Raw genomic sequence first — 18,341 nt, 5'->3', positions numbered from 1 at the left:
GTTGAACTATAAACAATTCTTGCACATGATTGCACAAATTGTGCTATCATATACACGAGAAAGAAAGCGCTTACATTACACGGTTGAGGGGGAATAATGGTATGAACCGCAGCGAGTCGGATCTCTCCTTGGTGAAGGTTCCCGTCCATCTGAAGGAATTTGTCGTGGAACAGGATTACGAACGGTACACGCCTATTGATCACGCTGTCTGGCGCTATGTGATGCGTCAAAACAGCAGCTTTTTGGGTACACGGGCCCACCATGCCTATCTGGATGGGCTGAAGCAATCCGGCATCAGCATCGAACGGATTCCCAACATCAAGGAAATGAACGAATGTTTGGCACAAATCGGCTGGGGGGCGGTCACGGTCAACGGATTCATTCCATCCGTCGCATTCTTTGACTTCCAGGCGCACGGCATCCTGCCGATTGCCTGCGATATCCGCCAATACGATCATATTGCATATACCCCGGCACCGGATATCATTCATGAGGCGGCAGGCCATGCGCCGATCATCAAGGACGAGAGATACCGCTCCTATCTTCGCCTGTTTGGGGAGATCGGTTCGAAAGCCCTCTCTACCTGGGAAGATTACGAGGTTTACGAGGCGATCCGCCATTTGTCGATTGTTAAGGAAGACCCGGAAGCGACGGCGGAAGAGATACAGGCGGCCGAGGCAGAGCTGGAACAAAAACTGCAGGCAGTGACGGAGATCTCCGAGGCAACGCGCCTGTCCCGCCTTTACTGGTGGACCGTGGAGTACGGCCTGATCGGAGACCTGGAAAACCCGCAAATTTACGGCGCAGGACTCTTGTCTTCCGTAGGGGAGAGCATGAGCTGCCTGCAGCCGCATGTGAAAAAGATTCCCTTCTCTCTGGAAGCGTGCATTGAAACCGACTTTGATATTACCAAGCCGCAGCCCCAATTGTTTGTCTGCAAAGATTTTGACCAGCTGATTGAGGCCGTGCAGGCAATTGCCCGGACGATGGCGGTGTCGGTCGGCGGGACGGAGAGCCTGCAAAAAGCGCTGCGGATGAGGCAGATATCAACCTCGGTATTCAGTTCGGGACTGCAGGTGAGCGGGGTCTTGTCGGAGCTGTTGTATGACGGGGATGGGGAAGCGATCTATCTGAAGACGTCAGGACCGACGGCTCTGGCCGTCAACAGCCAGGAGCTGCCAGGTCACGGCAAGGAGTATCACAAGGAGGGATTCGGTTCTCCCATCGGGCTGCTGGCGGGTGAAGCGACGCCATTGGAACTGTTTGACGATACCCGATTGGCCGATTATGGCATCATCCCCGGCGAAACAACCACGCTCACCTTTGCCTCCGGGATAACCGTAACCGGCAATGTCGCTTACGTTCACCGCGAGGACGGGAAAGTGGTCCTGATCGGCTTTACGGATTGTACCGTTGCGTGGGGGGATCAGACGCTGTTCCAGCCGCAGTGGGGCACCTATGACATGGCGGTGGGGCAGAAAATTGTCTCCGTCTTCGCCGGGGCTGCTGATCGCGAGCGTTTTGCAACCGGGACGCACAAACCTTCCCGCCTGGTTGCCAAACGGCCGACGTACACCGATGAACAGCTCGTTCTCCATCAGTACTACCAGCGCGTGAGAGACTTGCGGGAAGGGGATACGCCGGATGACGACATTGCGCAAGCCCTGCCGGAAATCATGAGCCGCATGGATGAGCGCTTCCCATCCGACTGGCTGCTCCGCCTGGAGATGTTGGAACTGCTGGTAGCACGCAATCTTCTGACACAGGAGCAAACGAAACTTCGCCAACAGCTCGATGATCTGGCTGACCGGCAGCCCGAAAACCGGCAGCTGATTCAAAACGGTCTGGCCCTGCTGGCGTAACGGTTCCCCCTCAAATAGAAGGCGGAGCATGGTCAGAACGATGCTTCCGGCGATCGATAGCAGATTGATGATGGCAAATGCTGCCGGCTGAGGACGGCAGCATTTTCTATGACGTTCTTGTGAACTTTTGAGGAAAAGAGAGGCGCCATCCCGCGTTGGGCCAACCGTTTGCCTTTAGGACGCCCGCACTTTTCGTTACAATAAGGAAGAAGAGTCTATTTTGGGGGTGTGTTATGCAGACGAATGTGACGATCTTTCTGGCGTTTGGCGCGGGGCTGCTTTCCTTCGTCTCACCATGCTGTCTGCCGTTATATCCATCTTTCCTTACATATATTACCGGCGTTTCCCTGGAGGAAGTGAAGAAGGGCAGGGCGTTTTTTCAGCGGCAGGCATTGCTGCACACGCTCTTCTTCATTCTCGGTTTTTCCATCGTTTTTTTCGCGATCGGCCTATCGACTTCATGGCTGGGCAACCTGTTTCAGGATTACAATGATTTGATTCGCCAACTTGGGGGCATCCTATTGGTAATCTTCGGATTGGTCATGCTGGACGTCTTCAAGATGGAGTGGATGATGCGCACCTGGAAGGTTGATCTGAAATCACGGCCGCTTGGGCTTGCCGGATCGGTTCTGGTAGGGATTACGTACGCTGCGGGGTGGACACCCTGCGTCGGCCCCATTCTGTCCGCGATTACAGTGCTGGGAATCGCCCATCCGTCATCGGCGCTGGCCTATACCCTGGCGTATACGCTGGGCTTTGCTGTCCCGTTTTTTGTCATGACGTTTTTCGTGAGCAAAATCAGTGCCATTGTGAAGTACTCCGAACGGTTGATGAAAGTGGGCGGGGCACTGATGATCCTGTTTGGCATCCTGCTGTATACCGACAGGATGACGGACATCACCCGCTATCTGATCAAATTGTACGGAGGATTTACAGGATTCTAAGCGAGGTCGATGCCATGAAACGGAATCTCCTGATTCTCCTGTTCGTCTCTTTGCTGGCAGGCTTGACCGTCTCCAGACATACGCCGGATGCCGTGGTGGCAACGACAGAACAGAAAGCGCAAATCGGTTATGCCGCTCCCCATTTTTCCTTGAAAGGGATGGACAATCATTCCTACCAGATCAATGGGGAACGGCAGAAGCCCTTGGTTCTCAACTTCTGGGCGTCCTGGTGCGGGCCGTGCCGCATGGAGGCGCCCCACCTGCAGAAACTGTTTGTCAAGTATCGAGGGCAGTTTGATTTCTATGCCGTCAACGTGACCAGCAATGATAATCTGGAAGACGCCAAGGCGTTCGTCGAGGCATACAAGCTGACCTTTCCCGTTCCCCTTGATATGAAGGGGGAAGTGGCCGATCTGTACCGGGTGAACGCATTCCCGACCACCTATCTGATCGACCGCAACGGGGTGATCCGGCAGAAAATCGTCGGCATGATTGAGCCGGCCACCTTCGAACAGGAATTGAAGAAACTGGTCAGCCAGTAAAGGCAGGACCGTCGGAACCCAGGAGCCGGCGGTTTTCTTGCTTTACCAAAAGAATTTGGAGGCCAGCATCACCAGCGTTAGCGAGCCGGCTGCGATCAGCGTCATGCTGCGCTGGAGGCGGCTTTCTTCCGAGCGGATCTTGCACACGGTGGCACCGAGTACCACCCGTGACGGCGAAGCCATGGTGAGGTGGGAGGCACCCGTATTCTGGCTGGAGGCCAGGATTTCCGGCGGAATGCCAAGCTGCAGCCCCGTTTCAACCTGCAGTTTCATAAACATGGCATTGGAACCGGTTGTGCTGCCTGTCAAAAATCCCCCCAATCCGCCGACGAACGGTGACAGGAAAACAAAGGAATGGCCGAAGAGGGGGGCGCTTGCCATTGCCAGGGTGGCAATCATTCCGGAGCTTGCCATGATTTCCGACATGGCCACATAGAAGACGGTGGTCAACGTGACAGGGTACCACTGCGCCCAGGTATAACGGAGAATCTTCTGCATGGTCGGCCAATCGGTCCGATAGATGCCCAGGGAAAAAAGGCAGGTTAGAAACAAGGCAAACCCCGGAGAATAGCAGAGTGGCAGGGAGAAGCCATACGCCGGCAGGTCAACGACCGCATGTGTGGCAAGAAACGCTTCAACCGGCGGCACCAGGCGGGAGAGAAGCAGCAGGGTTGTCAGGAACAAATACGGCGAGGCCGCTCTCCACACAACGGCAAGGGATTCAGATGTGGAACCGTTCCCTTTCGCCGTCAGCTTGATGAGGAGAAGCAGGACCCCCAGTGTGCCGAGAGAGCCCAATACGCCCGCCAGCTCCACGCTGATATAGACATTGCATGCCCAGATCAGCAGGGAGAGCGTCCCGGCAGCGACCAAGATGTCGGGCCATCTTTTCCGAATGCCTTCGTGTCCGGTCGCGATCCAGACAGCGGTGCCGATAAAATAGAAAAACGTGACGCAGCACAGGACGGCGCTGCCCCTGCCGATGTGGGTCAACGGAATGCCGCCGAGACTGGCGCCGATCACCGTCCCGGTGGCGAGGGCTCCCCAGGCGACGGCGCTCAAACTGGACAGCGCCACCAGGGCAGCGCGGTACGGAGCGAACCCGAGTTCGATCAGGATCGGAGCCACGACGATGATGGCGATGCCAAAACCGCTTGCCGATTCAACCAGCGGCGAAAAGGCGGCTGCAAGCAGGAGCACCTGCCGGACTGGATCATCCGTGATGTTGGCGACGAAGGAGGCGATGGCGCGGATGGCGCCCGCTTCATTCATCAGATGAAACAAGAGAATGCCAAACAGAAGAACATAAGCCACGATGCCGGAAGTGAGGACGCCTTTCAGTGCCGCGTGAATCATCTCCCCCGCATCGAGCGCGAACATGGGGACAATATGGACGAGCACGATGGCGGTAAGGAAGGAAGCGCCGCCGGCGAGAAGGGCTGATTTTTTCAGAAGAAACAGGAACAGGAAAATCATCAGAATCGGCAATAGCGCCAAGAGATTGATAAGCATCATCCGGCCGCACCTCTTCCTTGGAAGGTGATGATTGTGTATACTATAGTGGATATGGAACAGCATAGTTCACTTTGTTGGAATAGTCAAGAAATTTTCCGCTATAGTGGACGCGGAAGAGGGGCAGAACGATGAGCTTAGGGAAGAACATTCAGCAAGCGCGCAAAGAAAAAGGATATTCGCTGCAGGAGCTCTCCGATCGCTGCGGTGTCAGCCGCTCCATGCTGTCGCAGATCGAGCGGGGAGAAAAGAATCCGACCGTCCAGGTTGCCTGTCAGATTGCCGAAGGGCTGGAGATGACGCTGTCGCAGCTTCTGGGGGAACAGGAAGAGCGGGAAGTGATCGTGATCAGGAAGCAGGAGCGTCTTGTCTTCCGCGATCCGGAGACCGGTTTCGAGCGGCAGCTGCTGTCACCCTCCTTTCCCGCGCGCGGGGTGGAATTTATCCGCAATTTGCTGCCGGAAGGGCAATCCACCGGCCGATTTCCCCGGCACAAGCAAGGGGTATGCGAGCATCTGACAGTCGTCCGGGGCAGGCTGCGTGCCATCCTGGGGGAGCGCGTCGTTGAGCTGAACGAAGGGGACTCCTTGTATTTTGAGGCGGATGTGGCGCACCGCTTCGATAACATCGGGAGCGGCACCTGTGAGTATTACCTAGTGATCGACACGCCTGAGAAATGATGCCTAACCAAGCAAAGGCTGCTGCAAATCGATGAAGTACTTTTCGAGAAACTGCTGAAACGCGCGTGCCGCCGTAGACAGGTAACGTTTTTCATGCCATGCGATCGTGAAGACGCGGCGGCAATCGGGATCATCGATGCGCAGCAGCGTAAGCGGCGATTCGTCTCTTTTGCACGCCGGCACAAACGCGACGCCCAGCCCGGCGAGAACAAGACTTCCCAAGGCGGCAGGTTCCTCAACCTCACAAACCACTTTTGGCCTTATCCCCGCTTTTTTACAGAACGCTTCATTCATTTTTCGAAACGGATGCCCCGCCTTGTACTCGATGAATGGCTCATCAGCCACTTCATGCAGGCAAATGCTGTGCCGGCCCTCCAGCCGATGTCCGGGAGGGACGGCGAGGAAAACTTCTGCGTTCAGCACAGGCATTTCGCAGATCCCCGGTCGATCGAAGGGCGCCGCCGTAAAACACAGATCGATTTCTCCCTTTTCCAAAAGCTGCACCATCTCTTCCAAGGAAGCCGGGGCAACCTGGATGATGCGGAAGTTGACATCCGGGTGCAGGGAACGAAAAGCGCCCAAAGCGTTGGAAATGCGATTCAAGGCATTTGTAGCCAAATGGATGCTCCCGCGCTCCATTCCCGCGAGATCGGCCACTTCTCGTCTGCCCTCTTCGAGTACCGCCAGTGCCGTTTCCACTTTTTGCAGAAACGCTTTCCCGAACGTATTGAGCCGGATTTGCCTGCTTTGACGATCAAATAACGGTACGCCCAACTCCTCTTCCAATCGGGCGATCGTTTTGCTGAGTGCCGGCTGAGAGATATGAAGCTCTTGTGCTGCCTTCGTCATATGCTCCAGCCTGGCAACCGTTTGAAAATACTGCAATTGCAGCAGTTCCATAGCATCATCCCTTCAAGCATAGACTCCAGGTTATGAATTCATTCTTATTATATATTTTTGTTTAATTAATATCGATTGTAAAATAAATCGTGACGTGAAGAAAGGGTGATACGCAATGGAATTGGAATGGCAGCAACAGGCGGGAGAGAAATTAATGCGCATTCTGGCATTCACGCTGGTCATTTCGGTCATGAATGCGACGATGTTCAACATTGTCCTGCCGAAGATGAGTGTGGATCTTCATCTTTCCTTCTCGCAAGCAAGCTGGGTCTTTGCCGTTTACACGCTGACATATGCCATTGGGTCGGTCATTTACGGGAAGCTGGCCGATACTTACAAGCTGAAGAATTTGCTCACGTTCGGAATCAGTTTGTTGTTTGTCGGCTCCTTGGTTGGGCTGGCCGCCCAAGCGTACTGGATGGTGCTGTTGGGCCGTATCTTGCAGGCCGCAGGAGCTTCGGTAATCCCGGCGACGGCGATGATTATCCCGGTCCGCTATTTCCCTGCTGAACGTCGCGGACGCGCGCTCGGGATATCTGCCACCGGTTTGGCGCTCGGCAATGCACTCGGCCCCGTCGTCTCGGCGTTGATCGTCAGTCTGGTCCATTGGCGGTGGTTGTTTTGCATACCTGTGTTTATCCTGTTCATCTTGCCGTTTTACCGCAAGTATTTGGGCGATGAACAGGGAAAGGCAGGGCGGATCGACTGGCTTGGCGGCGGACTGCTTGCCGGTGCAGTCGCGCTGCTGCTTCTTGCCGTAACGAATGGAGGCTGGATACTGGCCTTGGCAAGCCTGATGATCTTCCTTCTATTTATCGTACGTATTCGCACAGCGGCGGAACCATTCGTTCAACCGCGCTTGTTCAGCAACAAAGGGTATTCGTTGGGGCTGTCATTGGCCGTACTGGTCATGGGGATCGGGTACGCGCTCCCTTTCCTTACCCCGAAACTGTTGGCGGATGTCAATCATCTGGCTCCGGGGGTGATCGGCTTTGCGATGGTTCCGGCAGCCGTCACATCGGCGATTCTGGGAAGAACAGGCGGCAAGCTGGCGGATAAAAGAGGGAATTCGTTTCTGTTCAGCACCGCATCCGTGCTGCTGTTGATTTGTTTTGTTCTCTTGTCTTCCTTTACGGGGATGTCGCCGGCATTCATTGCGGGGTTTCTGATCTTCGGAACGGTAGGTCAAATGTTTATGCAAATCGCCTTGACCAACGCCATTTCCAGAACGCTGCCCAAGGAAGAAACCGGGGTGGGCATGGGGCTTTTGTCGATGTTGAACTTTCTTGCCGGCGCTGTTTCCACAGGGATTTACAGCAAGATAGTCGATCACGGTTCCGGTTTTCATCTGAATCCGTTGAACGCGTACCAGAACGCGTTCGTTTACAGCAATCTTTACTTCGTACTCGCCATGCTGCATGTAGGCATTTTCGCGCTTTATCATCTTCAATTCAGCCGCGCAGCACAGAAAAACAACCAAACGGCATGATGAACCTGCCCCAAACCGTGCACATCGCTGGAAAAAAATGATAGAATGGTGACAAAAAGGGGCGTGATGATCGGTGGAACAGCAGCTGTCGTTCATGGAACGGTATAAGCGGGATCACCAGCATCCCATCAACAAGCTGACCCACGCATTCGGCATTCCGATGATCGTGATTTCGCTGCCACTCTTTTTCTGGGATTGGCGCTGGGCGCTTGGGTTGTTTATCGTGGGCTGGATCCTGCAGTTCGTTGGCCATTATTTTGAGGGGAATCCTCCTTCTTTTCTGAAAAACCCGATCTTTCTTCTGATTGGCCCATGGTGGATCGTCAAGCGATTCTGGGGATTTCTCACGGGAAAACCGCTGAAGTGACAGCATCATGCGCCTGCGGACAGCCGCAGGTTTTTTTCTGCAAATCAGGCAAAAAACCAGAAAGTCCGAGCCTCCCTTTTCATATATGATAGAGGGCACGTTTTTATCAGGGGAGGGAGTTATTCGGATGGCCAAGGTGAAAAGGAAGATAAAAACCTCCACGACGGAGCAGCCGCAGATGAAGATCGTCATGCATACAACCTGCGAGGTATGCACGCAGCAATGTGCCCGAGGGTTAAGTTACCTGGAGCAGATGAAAAAGCCGGGAGCGATCGGCTTTGGCGTACCCTGTATCTTGACGCTGGGCAAACCGTAAAGGCAAAGCGCAGCCGCCCTTGCTGCGCTTCCTTTCTTTCCAACCGCCCCGTTTTTTCGTATGATGGAGGAAAAAGGAGTTGACTCCATGCGGCCGCTCCAGATATCCGCGGAAACCGCATTGAAGCTGTCCAAGATGCTGAACGTCCCGCTTGAGCAGCTGATGCATATGCCGCAGCATATCCTGATGAAAAAATTGATGGAGCTTGCTCAGCAAGAGCAGGCGGTAAAGGGAGGTACGGAGGATGGGAATCAATCTGGCCCATAAGTGGGGGACAGGGCTTGCGCCGGAACAATTTATCGCAGGGATGACCAAAAACAAGGAGGCTTTCCTCGACTGGTATGAACGCTTCGTCTGGGAAAACGGGGAGGATCGGCAGTTTTTCGCGTCGCTTCGCCATCGCGATGATATCAGGTGCCTGATCCTGGCGGCCGATTGGTGCGGAGACGTCGTGCGGAATGTCCCTGTCCTGTTCCGTGCGCTGGCGGAAGCGGAGATCCCGACGGAAGTGCTGATCATGGAGGAGCATCTCGACGTGATGGACCAATTCCTGACCATGGGCGGCCGCGCCATTCCGATTGCGATTTTCACCGATACAGGCGGCCATGTCCTGGCCAAGTGGGGACCGCGTCCGGCGTACATACAAGCGGTGATGGTGGCGTTCAAACAGGCTAATCCCGACCGAAATGCTCCCGATTACGAAGAGAAGATCAAGGCGGCTCGCGAAGAGGTGCGCCAAAAGTACGGGCAGAACACGGATTATCAGCAGGCGATCGTCAAGGAACTGCGGGAAGTGCTTTCCGCGATTTAGGGCAGCGGGGACCGGATCATCCGGTCCTCTCAGTTGTGCCCGAAAAATTGTGCAAAAAAACCTCTTGCGCCGGACGCCTTGATCTAGTATACTACTAACTGCCGGGTTGAAAAGCCTGTGCGACAATGCCGATTATGCGGGTGTAGTTCAATGGTAGAACTCCAGCTTCCCAAGCTGGCGGCGTGGGTTCGATTCCCATCACCCGCTCCATGCGAGAAGCCTTAACAGAAGGCTTTTTTTATTTTGCCGAGAATGACAGAACCGGCCGCCGAGTCGAAAAACAAAACAAAAGCCCCACGCCCGGGAGCCCTGGTAAAACCGTCTGAATAGAAGTATCATTGCTGCCAGATGAACATCAGAATGCGGTTGATCACTACCACGATGCCATACGTCACGGCTAAACCAAGCTTTCCTGCAGCGTATAGTGCGATTGCCGGCATCCCGAACACAACCAACTCCAACAGCAGACGCAAGGGGAAAGATAACTTCACCGGTGCACCTGGGGACCCGAGCATCGCCCATACAATCGCAATCAGCAGTGGAGTGCCAATGCCCAACGCACTCTTTGTGACCGGTTCTTTTCCGGTATGGAATCCCCAATAACCGAGTGCGGCAAGGCCACACAGTTCCAGAAAGAACCGTAAGGCCAGATTAGCCGATTTTATCATGAGATGACCTCCAAAAAAATTGCCCCCATTACCGGGAGCCCAGGATGAATTCGTTAACCAAATTATACCACGGGCTGCGAGAGGGAACAACGAACCCACAAGCGGAATGGAAGAGCAAGCTTCGAAAAGCCATCTTTGCATGAAAACCGACCTTTCCCTTCGGAAAGATCGGTTTTTCATGTGAGATCAGTTCTTTGTTTGGGAGATTTCCTGAACAATTTGACGCAGGGCCTTGTCGATTGACGTGGTTGGCCGACCGAGCAGCTTTTCAAAATCGTTGCTCTCGATTTCCAATGCACCTGCCCGAATGTCAGCCTGGATGGCTACGAGAAAAGGAATAACGAATTCCGGTACACCTGCCCCTTTCATGATGTCGGCATAAGCGGCATCATCAACCTGCTGCACAGGAACTTCCTTCCCTAATACAGTGCCGAGAATCGCGGCCAGTTCTTCTTGTGTCATCGGCTTGCCGGAAAGCTCATAGATGGTATTTTCGTGTCCGTCGCCCGCCAGCACCGCTGCCGCCGCCTCTGCATAATCCTGCTGCAGGGCCCATCCCACCTTGCCGCCTCCGGCAGACGTTACCCAAGGCGCTCCTGCCAGCACACCCTGAATGCTGGCAATCTCATTTTCCAAGTACCAGTTGTTACGCAAAAAGGAGTAAGGGATGCCGGTTTTCAGGATGGCTTCTTCCGTGGCACGGTGTACGGGAGCAAGGAACAATCGGCTTTCCCTTGCATTTGCCAAGCTGGTATATGCAATGAACTTGACGTTCGCCCGTGCGGCTGCTTCTACCGCATTCGTATGCTGACGAATTCTCGTTTCATTGTCCCCGTCGGTGGAAATGATCAGGAGCCGGTCAATCCCTGCAAAGGCCGCATCCAAGGTTTCAGGACGGTCAAAGTCTCCGTGACGGACATCTACTCCCCGGGCGCGTAAGCTTTCCGCTTTCTCCGGATTACGGACGCTTACCGCCAATTGAGTCGCAGGTACAGATTTCAACAGCGTCTCTACCACTTTCGTCCCCAGTTTCCCTGTTGCGCCAGTAACCAACATTTTCATTGTCGATACCTCCATGCATTTGTTGTAATATGTCTTGTTATAACATAAAAGGTTACAACAAGCGTATAAATAAAAGCTCGAAAAGGAGCTTTCATTTATTTGAACCTATCGATCAATTGTGCCAGCGTCGTTTGTGCCAGCCTTTGTTCCAGCGCGGATTGCGCGTCTCTCAATTCTGTTTGGAGGACTTGCTCGATATTCCGCCCAACCGGGCAGCGAATATTGGGGTTTTCGTGTATGCGAAACAGTTGGTTTTCCTCTGTCACATTCACAGCCCGATAAACATCAAGGAGTGTAATCTGGTTGGGATCCTTGAGCAGGGAAGCACCTCCTACCCCCGGACGTACGTCAACCAACCCGGCCTTCTTTAACATTCCCATGATTCTCCGGATGACGACCGGATTTGTATTTACGCTACCTGCGATGTAGTCCCCGGTACAATCATTCGGACTGACCGCGATCAGGGAAAGGGTATGCACCGCAATGGAAAACCGCGTGCTGATTTGTTTCAAGTGAACCACCACCGTTGTAACCATTTTAGTTACTTCGTAGCGTTTTGTCAAGATCATGCGGATCAGTGTTGAAAGAGCAGATGTCGAGCTGGCGCGGGTTCGATTCCCGACACCCGCTCCATGCGCATCATGCGCAAATCCTTGTCGAACAGGGGTGGCTGCGTACAGTGGGCGATTCTCAATAGCTCCCCGTTTGGAATGAATGGGGAACGGATTGTTCGTATCCAGCCTGGATCACTCCGCATGCCAAGCGTTTTCCTGAATTGCCGGCTGGTTGGGTACGATAGTCGTCCGGGTTTTGATGAATGATGATAGATTTCCCGATCACGTCTGAGACGCGGAAACGGTTGGTAAAAAAGTTGATGCGCGCGTATCCGTTGTTGGAGAATAATACAGGGAAATCTCCCGCATGATTTCCGTGCGGCTGGTGGGTGGGATTCCAGTGTTCTCCGGCGGATTGAAACGGGTTATCCGGGTTCCCCACTTCACAGCTCCCTCCATCGTGAATATGGAACCCATGGGGGCCGATTGGCTGCTGATGTGCCGCAGCAGGTTGATAGGGTGGCAGTCCAACGACTTCCACGAAAACCTCGGTTCCGTGGGGAACGTCGATAAACACCACATAACCGCTCAGATTTGGCGCAAGGGGACCGCCTTGTATCTGCGCATAGGCCCAATGCGGCACCCGTTGAGATGGAGTTGAGGACACGACAGGTGAATACTGTCCAGCGTTCATGTATCGATTCATAAAGCCCTCCGCTTATTGTTTTATCTTGCTGCCCATATTATCCTATGTGGAGGAAAGAGGATGGGTTCTCCGAAGTTCACCTGCGGAGGGATTGTGTGGTGCATCGATTCATGCCGCGATGGGTGGCGGATAAAGCGGTTGTTCGGTGACTGCAACTTGTCTTTTTCTTTCGACCGGTGGATAATGATGATAATTTGTGCCAGGCTTCAAGCCTTTTCGCAATCGGGAGTGAAGAACAATGAAAATCGCCATCTATCAAATCGCGTACCGGCTGGGCATGCACCCGAAGGAGCTGGCCAAAGCCGTTTTGGATGGAGATGTGACAGGGGAGGTTCCCGGCGGCAATCCCCAGGCCAAGGAGGCGTGGGTGGATCTGCTCTCCCTGCGCAACTACATCGAGTGGCTCCATGAAAAAGGGCAGGTGGACGAGCTTCGCTACCAGAAATCGATCCGCCATCTGGATGCAGAGATCGGCAGAGCGAAAGCGCGCAGGTAACGTGAGGGAGGGCAGATGTTAAAGGGAGACTGGAGGGTATGGTTCCGGCCCATTGACACAATCTTCTTGAACAATCCCCGGTTCCTCTGTAAAATATGGAAGTGACAAGCACATAAAGTCGTCTTGGTGATGGCGTTCGCCATTGAAAAGGGAAAGTGGTGCGAATCCACTGCAGTCCCCGCTACTGTGAGCACGGACGGGTTTCTGTCATCCACTGGCTGTTTGCTGGGAAGGAAGAAATGCCGGATGATGTGCGAGCCAGGAGACCTGCCAAGACGATGCGGAACTCTTTTGCGGGTATGGACGGAAGAGGGAGACGGTCGCGGAATGTTCAGGTTTGGCGTGCGCATGGGCATGCCTGTGACAGGACGATGCAGCCCCCTTCCCCTATGCCGGAAGGGGGTTTTCTTGTGCCGGGAACTCATTCTTATTTCGGAGAGGAAGATGGGGATGTCAATCTACACCAAGCATGGCAGCCGTCTGATGGCGTGGCTGCTGCTGTTCGTGCTGCTGTTTTCATCTGTCGTCTCGGTTCAGCCTACGGCAGCCGCTTCGTCGAAAGATTTGGAAAAGAAAGTTTACACGGCCATGCAGAACGCCGTGAAATACTACTATGACGAGGATGGCGCCTACCAGTTTGCCGATTTTGACTGGGAGCTGATCGGCCTTGCGCAGGCAGGCGAAAAGCTGGATTCCCGCAAATGGCAGGATAAGGATGATCTGACCGCCTTCGATTTTTGGGCAACGAAAGCCAAAGAGCTGGATGAAGCGGGTCAATTTGCCAAACTGGCCATTGCCTTGATGAAGAACGGGTACGACCCGACCAACTTCAACGGCAAGAATCTGCTGGAAGAGATCGTCAAAAGACAGGATGCCAACGGCCGGATGGGCGACGACACGTATACCATTTTCAACCACGTCCTGTCCATCGTGGCCCTGGAGATGTACGGCTACGACTACGACCGTGAGGAAGCGGCCGAATTCCTGCTGAAACGGTATGACGACTTCTCCGAGGAATGGGGCACCTATACCGACGATATCGCGTTTACGCTGCATGCGTTGAATCTCCTGGGGGATATCGACGGGGTGGAGGAAGAGAAGGAAAAGATACTCGACCGCTTGGAGAAGGAGCGGAAAGCGGACGGATCGATCGCCGACAACCCCGACTCCACCATGGAGGCGCTGACCGCCTTGACCAGTGTGGGGGAAGACGTGTTGAAGGCTCCCTGGGACAAAAGCGTGGAGTATGTTCTGAGCAACCAGCTGGAGGACGGCAGCTTTCAAAGCGCCTGGTCCAACGGGGAGACCAGCGCCATGACGACGGAAAAGGGGCTTATCTCCCTGGCAACCATCCGGAAAGGAACCACCCTGTACGAGCGTTTGACCAACAAGGAGAAGGCTGCGCTGACCGTTTATCTTTCCAAAGGAGAGGCTTCCGAGGATATCCATGTGTTTGACGGGATGACCAACCTGCTGAAAGGCAAAGAGGTGAAGCCGTCCAAGAACACATACACCATCGCCAGCAAGCAGCTGTTTGTACGGGCAGAGGTGAGCGGGATTGCTGATGAGGAAAAGCCGCTTGCCGTTCTGGTCAAAGTGATGAAAGGCAAGCAGGTGGTGGATACCGGCATCGTGGAAACGAAATCTGCTGATGCGGAGTACGTGACGGCCGGGTTCACGCTGGCGCGCGGTACCTACACCGTTGAAGTGAACTACTGGTATGGCCTCGCGAACAATCCGGAAGTGGCAAAAGACGGAGCCATCTTCTCCGTAACGGTCAAGTAGACAGGGGATCCATATGTGGAAACGTTTGGGTAAATGGCTTGCCGTACTCCTGCTGTTGACAACATGCACCATGCCCCCGGTGAGCGGGATTGCCGCGCAGGCCGATGCCGCCCTTGAGGCGGAACAATCCGGCAGCACCGTGACCATCAGCGGTCATACGGGGGCGGATGATCCGCCCAAGGTGGCGCTGCTCGTCGTGGATGCCCAGGGGCAGACCGTCTATTTTCAGGATGTGGCAGGCGGAGGCGCCTCCTTCCGCATCCAGTTCCAACCGGCAGAAACCGCCTCGAACGGCAAGGCGGTGGCCACCCTTTATTCCCGTACCCCGGTGAGCGATACCTTCTCGCTGAAGGCAGAAAATGGTGAGGAGAAGAAGATTGGCGTCACCTTGCGGATCGAGGGATTCGACAAGGAAGAGATCCTCGCCAAGTCGGGCTGGAGCATCAAAAAGGGTTCATCGGTATACGACCTGCTGGTTTATGCAGCGGAAGAAAACGAGTTGGACGTGGAGGTTTCCGATCCCGACGGCGATGGTCATGATCTCTACGTCAAGAGCATCGCCGGACTGGCGGAATTTGACAAAGGACCCGGCAGCGGCTGGGTATACAAGGTAAATGGCGTGGGTCCTCAGGCGCCAGTCGACCGCTACGTGCTGGAAGACGGCGACGATGTGGAATGGCTCTACACCTCCGATTACGGCAATACGGAAATCGGTGACGGAAGCGGACAGGACAGGATCGCCTACCGGGTTTCCAACAAAGACGCGGTCAATGTGGAAAAAGCGTTGAACCAGCTCACCTTTGCGGAAGATGTAGAGACGATTGCACGCATCGCCGAAGATCTGTTTTTTGATCTCGCCGAATACAGCATCGAAAAACAGCGCGGTTTCGTGGCCGATGTCGGCCTGTTTCTGCAAGCCGCATGCGAGCGGGCCGCCACCTTCGCCGTTCCCAAAAAGGAGAGTTGGGAAACGACAAGAGTGATCGAGCTTCCCGGCGAAGACGCCAAGAAACTGCTGGCGGCCCAGGCGGAATTTCAGGAAAAGCTGCAGGAGATGCTGGAGAGCTCTACCCTGTACAAGCCGCTGCTAAAGGAGCTGAAACCGACGCTCCTGATCGGACTGCCGTCGGACCAGGAGACGACGAAATACCAAATCCTGGTGGACCGGGAAGCGTGGGAAGCGATGCGGCAAGCGGGCGCGCGGCTCGGGATCGCCAGAGGCAATTGGCGCACGGACCTGTTGCTGAAGCAGCCGCTCACCATCGGGGCCGATCCCTTCCAGCTGACGGTGCAATTCTATGATGATCAGGAACAGACCGCACAGGTGGAGGAGATCAGGAACGGCTGGACCGGCACGCTGCAGCCACTGACGGCCTCCTATCGATTGGAGAGCAGCATGGCGGGAGCGGTGGCTTATCAGATCAACTGGCCGCTGACAGGTGTGCCGGAGGAGGGCGGATGGCCGAGCCTGTATGTGCGGACAGGCGGGCAGGCAGGCTGGCAGGCCGCGACGCCCCTCGTCACCATCGAGGAGGAGAAGGCGAAAGCGGTGGTTGAGACCCCTGGAGACATGGTGGTGATGTCCGCGCAGGCATCGTTCCAGGATGTGCTGGATGCGCCGGCCGGATACGCTTGGGCCAGGGAGCCCGTCCAGGCGCTTGCCGCTGTCGGTGTCGTGAAAGGCAAATCCCCTCTCCGATTCGGGCTGACCGATACCGTGACACGCCAGGAATTTGCCGCCATGCTTGCCCGGATCAGCGAAAAAGAAGCCGTGGGCGAGCAGCGGGATGACGGCGCAGGCATCAGCCGGCTGGAGATCGCTTCTCGGCTGGCGCAGGCGTACGGTGGAGGCGGGAGCATTGAGCCGCTTCGCTTCACCGACTTGCAGATGATTCCGGAACTGGACCGGGAGGCGGTCGCCCTGTGTACGTCCCACGGATGGATGCTGGGCAGAGCCGATGGCCGTTTTGATCCGCAAGCGGTGATCACCCGGGCGGAGGCGGCAGCCGTTCTGTACCGTTTTTGGAGAAATGTTCAAACACAAGGCAAGTAGGCGGAGGTTCTCTGCCTACTTTTCCCTTTTTGCGCGCATATACCTACAGTATGGCGGAGGTGGTTTTCCAATGAAGCGAAAGGCATGTTGGGCCGTTTTCTTGACGTTTGTGATGCTGGTTACGTCCTTTCACCCCGGCGCACTGGCGGCCACACCCTCCCAGATCAACACGGCTGCCGGCAAGGCCGTAGCCTATCTGCACAGCAGGTATGAGAGCGGAAAAGAAGCCGCGATCGACGATTGGTCGCTGATCGGGCTGGTTCTGTCCGGGGAAGCGCTGCCGTCTGCCAAATGGGGGGACCGGTCGAAGTGGCAGGCCGAACTGAAGCGGCGCCTGCAGACCCTGGACCCCCGGAAAACGACCGACTATGCACGTTTCGTGCTGACGGTGCTCGCCCTCGGGGAAGATCCTGCCAATGTGGGAGGAGAAAATATGATCGCCCGTCTGAAAAAGGCGCAGTTGGCCAACGGCAAGTTCGCCGACCGGATTGACGGGCAGGGGCAGAGTCTGATCAATGCCCATGTATGGAGCCTGATCGCGCTGTATGCTGCGGGAGAACAGATCCCGCGCGCCAAGCAGGCGAAAGCCTGGCTGGTATCCAAGCAGCTGCCGGATGGCGGCTATCAGTTTGCGACGGACGGCCGGACGGGGGGCATCGATATGACGGCCATGACGCTGGTTGCGTTCAAAGCGCTGGGCATGGGGAAAGAAGAGCAGCCGGTGAAAAAGGCTCTCGATTTTCTGCGCAAGGCGCAAACCGCCAATGGCGGCTATCAGGAAGGAGGCATCCCCAACGCGGAGTCGGCCGCCACGGTGATTTCCGCCCTGCTGGCCTGGGGAGAACAGCCGGAGAACTGGAAAAAAGGGGCCGGCAGCGTGACCGACAACCTGCTCGGTTTTCAAACTGCTGCAGGCGCATTTGCCCACACCCGCGGCGGCAGCGCCAACCAGATCGCGACCGCCCAGGCCCTGCTGGCGCTGAGCGATCTGAAGCGGGGAGGTGCGTATCTTACATTTCTTAGGGAAAAAAGCGGTGCCCGCAAAGTGGCGAGGCTGGCAGATCTGCCCCCCTCCTACTGGGCGTATGCGGAAATGGCCTATCTGGTAAAAAATGGCTACATGCAGGGGATGACCTCCACGCTGATGCAGCCGGAAAGCCGGGTGACGCGGGCCCAGTTCGCCGCCCTGCTGCTGCGCATCCTCGGGGAGGAGCCGAATACGCGGGCGCAGGGGCTGTTCCGGGATGTGTCCGCAACCGATTGGACGGCACCGATCGTGGAGAAAGCGGCTGCGCTCGGGCTGATGCAGGGCAGCGGCGGCCGATTCCGTCCGCATGAGGGCATCACGCAGGAAGAGATGGCGACCATCGTGTCGCGCGTGCTGAAACGCTATGGCTGGAACAAAACATTCCCAGGCCCCGGCGTGAGCGTGAATGGGAAGACGGTCAGTCCCTGGGCCAAGGCAAGCGTGGAAGACCTGCAGAGACGTCGCTTGTTGGGCGGAACCGCAACGAAGCAGTTTACGGCCAAGGCAGCGGTGACCCGTGCGGAAGCGGCCGTGATGTTTTACCGGATGCTGCATGTGCGATGACGA

The 18,341-nt window shown here is 55.5% G+C and carries 19 protein-coding genes, 1 tRNA gene and 1 riboswitch; of the genes, 14 read left to right on the top strand and 6 right to left on the bottom strand.

What is annotated here, in order from left to right:
- Positions 1–101: 101 nt before the first annotated feature.
- From G3578_RS14000 to G3578_RS13990, 3 genes are all read left to right on the top strand, one after another.
- Positions 102–1,862, top strand: coding sequence for an aromatic amino acid hydroxylase (locus G3578_RS14000; RefSeq protein ID WP_165213583.1), 1,761 nt, complete (start codon positions 102–104; stop codon positions 1,860–1,862).
- 233 nt (positions 1,863–2,095) lie between these two features.
- Positions 2,096–2,806 (top strand): cytochrome c biogenesis CcdA family protein, encoded by a 711-nt coding sequence (locus G3578_RS13995; protein WP_165213582.1) that lies wholly within the window; start codon positions 2,096–2,098, stop codon positions 2,804–2,806.
- Positions 2,807–2,820: 14 nt separating this feature from the next.
- On the top strand, positions 2,821–3,348 hold the full coding sequence (locus tag G3578_RS13990; protein ID WP_165213581.1) for a TlpA family protein disulfide reductase: 528 nt from the start codon (positions 2,821–2,823) through the stop codon (positions 3,346–3,348).
- 42 nt (positions 3,349–3,390) lie between these two features.
- Here the strand turns inward: G3578_RS13990 and G3578_RS13985 are convergent, their stop codons facing one another.
- On the bottom strand, positions 3,391–4,863 hold the full coding sequence (locus G3578_RS13985) for an L-lactate permease (protein WP_206529688.1): 1,473 nt from the start codon (positions 4,861–4,863) through the stop codon (positions 3,391–3,393).
- A gap of 128 nt (positions 4,864–4,991) precedes the next feature.
- On the opposite strand from G3578_RS13985, the gene G3578_RS13980 reads away from it, so the two are divergent.
- Positions 4,992–5,540, top strand: a complete 549-nt coding sequence (locus G3578_RS13980; RefSeq protein ID WP_165213580.1) for a helix-turn-helix domain-containing protein — start codon at positions 4,992–4,994, stop codon at positions 5,538–5,540.
- 3 nt (positions 5,541–5,543) lie between these two features.
- On the opposite strand, the gene G3578_RS13975 is transcribed toward G3578_RS13980, so the two are convergent.
- A complete protein-coding gene (locus G3578_RS13975; RefSeq protein WP_165213579.1) occupies positions 5,544–6,440 on the bottom strand; it encodes a LysR family transcriptional regulator in 897 nt (298 codons plus the stop codon).
- Between the two features lie 115 nt (positions 6,441–6,555).
- Here G3578_RS13975 and G3578_RS13970 point away from each other — a divergent pair, with 115 nt between their 5' ends.
- The 6 genes from G3578_RS13970 (at position 6,556) to G3578_RS13945 (ending at position 9,633) form a co-directional block, all read left to right on the top strand.
- Positions 6,556–7,929, top strand: coding sequence for an MFS transporter (locus G3578_RS13970; protein ID WP_165213578.1), 1,374 nt, complete (start codon positions 6,556–6,558; stop codon positions 7,927–7,929).
- 73 nt (positions 7,930–8,002) lie between these two features.
- Positions 8,003–8,296: an Mpo1-like protein gene (locus G3578_RS13965; RefSeq protein WP_165213577.1), complete on the top strand. Its 294-nt coding sequence runs from the start codon at positions 8,003–8,005 to the stop codon at positions 8,294–8,296.
- Positions 8,297–8,423: 127 nt separating this feature from the next.
- Positions 8,424–8,612, top strand: a complete 189-nt coding sequence (locus tag G3578_RS13960; RefSeq protein WP_165213576.1) for a hypothetical protein — start codon at positions 8,424–8,426, stop codon at positions 8,610–8,612.
- Between the two features lie 87 nt (positions 8,613–8,699).
- The gene (locus G3578_RS13955; protein WP_165213575.1) at positions 8,700–8,879 is read left to right on the top strand and encodes a YycC family protein; all 180 of its coding nucleotides are present in this window, start codon (positions 8,700–8,702) and stop codon (positions 8,877–8,879) included.
- The gene (locus tag G3578_RS13950; RefSeq protein ID WP_165213574.1) at positions 8,857–9,423 is read left to right on the top strand and encodes a thioredoxin family protein; all 567 of its coding nucleotides are present in this window, start codon (positions 8,857–8,859) and stop codon (positions 9,421–9,423) included. Before G3578_RS13955 ends, G3578_RS13950 begins: the two co-directional genes overlap by 23 nt.
- A gap of 136 nt (positions 9,424–9,559) precedes the next feature.
- Positions 9,560–9,633, top strand: a tRNA-Gly gene (locus G3578_RS13945).
- A 125-nt stretch (positions 9,634–9,758) separates the two neighbouring features.
- On the opposite strand, the gene G3578_RS13940 is transcribed toward G3578_RS13945, so the two are convergent.
- From G3578_RS13940 to G3578_RS13925, 4 genes are all read right to left on the bottom strand, one after another.
- On the bottom strand, positions 9,759–10,091 hold the full coding sequence (locus tag G3578_RS13940; RefSeq protein ID WP_165213573.1) for a YrdB family protein: 333 nt from the start codon (positions 10,089–10,091) through the stop codon (positions 9,759–9,761).
- Between the two features lie 186 nt (positions 10,092–10,277).
- Positions 10,278–11,153 (bottom strand): SDR family oxidoreductase, encoded by an 876-nt coding sequence (locus G3578_RS13935; protein ID WP_165213572.1) that lies wholly within the window; start codon positions 11,151–11,153, stop codon positions 10,278–10,280.
- Positions 11,154–11,248: 95 nt separating this feature from the next.
- Positions 11,249–11,689, bottom strand: coding sequence for an Rrf2 family transcriptional regulator (locus G3578_RS13930; RefSeq protein WP_206529692.1), 441 nt, complete (start codon positions 11,687–11,689; stop codon positions 11,249–11,251).
- A 154-nt stretch (positions 11,690–11,843) separates the two neighbouring features.
- Positions 11,844–12,401 carry a superoxide dismutase family protein gene (locus G3578_RS13925; RefSeq protein ID WP_481752746.1) on the bottom strand — a complete coding sequence of 186 codons (558 nt, stop codon included), beginning with the start codon at positions 12,399–12,401 and terminating at the stop codon, positions 11,844–11,846.
- 250 nt (positions 12,402–12,651) lie between these two features.
- On the opposite strand from G3578_RS13925, the gene G3578_RS13920 reads away from it, so the two are divergent.
- The 4 genes from G3578_RS13920 (at position 12,652) to G3578_RS13905 (ending at position 18,338) form a co-directional block, all read left to right on the top strand.
- On the top strand, positions 12,652–12,909 hold the full coding sequence (locus G3578_RS13920) for a hypothetical protein (RefSeq protein WP_165213569.1): 258 nt from the start codon (positions 12,652–12,654) through the stop codon (positions 12,907–12,909).
- 107 nt (positions 12,910–13,016) lie between these two features.
- A riboswitch (cobalamin riboswitch) is annotated at positions 13,017–13,198 on the top strand.
- Positions 13,199–13,359: 161 nt separating this feature from the next.
- Positions 13,360–14,694, top strand: a complete 1,335-nt coding sequence (locus tag G3578_RS13915) for a prenyltransferase/squalene oxidase repeat-containing protein (RefSeq protein WP_165213568.1) — start codon at positions 13,360–13,362, stop codon at positions 14,692–14,694.
- A gap of 13 nt (positions 14,695–14,707) precedes the next feature.
- Positions 14,708–16,747, top strand: coding sequence for an S-layer homology domain-containing protein (locus tag G3578_RS13910; protein WP_165213567.1), 2,040 nt, complete (start codon positions 14,708–14,710; stop codon positions 16,745–16,747).
- Positions 16,748–16,817: 70 nt separating this feature from the next.
- Positions 16,818–18,338 carry an S-layer homology domain-containing protein gene (locus G3578_RS13905; protein WP_165213566.1) on the top strand — a complete coding sequence of 507 codons (1,521 nt, stop codon included), beginning with the start codon at positions 16,818–16,820 and terminating at the stop codon, positions 18,336–18,338.
- The last annotated feature ends 3 nt before the right edge of the window (positions 18,339–18,341 follow it).

The sequence above is a fragment of the Brevibacillus sp. SYP-B805 genome (genome assembly GCF_011059135.1).
GTDB lineage: Bacteria > Bacillota > Bacilli > Brevibacillales > Brevibacillaceae > Brevibacillus_F.
This window is presented reverse-complemented; position numbering and strand designations above follow the sequence as displayed.